Origin of the sequence: Arthrobacter sp. B2a2-09, from assembly GCF_027587375.1 — a bacterium.
Classification (GTDB): Bacteria; Actinomycetota; Actinomycetes; order Actinomycetales; family Micrococcaceae; genus Arthrobacter.
This window is the reverse complement of record NZ_JAMXIC010000101.1, coordinates 1-442: the sequence shown is the minus strand read 5'-3', so window position 1 is coordinate 442 and position 442 is coordinate 1. Positions and strand designations below refer to the sequence as shown.

General features: G+C 60.9%; 1 protein-coding gene. It reads left to right on the top strand.

Annotation, left to right across the window (positions count from 1 at the left end):
• Positions 1-233 precede the first annotated feature (233 nt).
• Positions 234-442 (top strand): NAD(P)-binding domain-containing protein (locus tag NFJ07_RS25715; protein WP_269998940.1); only part of this gene is annotated, 209 nt, incomplete at its 3' end.

Sequence of the window (442 nt, the reverse complement as noted above, 5' to 3'; positions counted from 1 at the left end):
CATCCGCGCTGAACACGGACTCGAAGCCCTCGGCGCAGCCGTCATGGCCCTGATGTTCGCCACCATGTCCACATAACACCCCCGACCGAGCAGAACCGAAGCCGACATGATCACCGAGCAGGCTCGCGCCGGCGGCGAAGGCCAGGACGACTACAAGTACCTCGTAATGCCCGTCGGGCTCCCATCAGGGCGTCGGCCCATTCCCATCGCTAACGCAGAAAAGAGTTCACGCTGTGCACATCGGACTGATCGGCCTTGGAAAAATGGGTTTCAACATGCGCGAACGGATGCGGAGAGGCGGAATCGAAGTCACTGGCTTTGACCGAAATCAGGACATCGCCGATGTCGCATCCGTTGACGAGCTTATTGCTGCGCTTCCGGCGCCGCGCCTGGTCTGGGTCATGGTTCCTTCCGGGGACATCACGGATGCCGTGATCAGCGA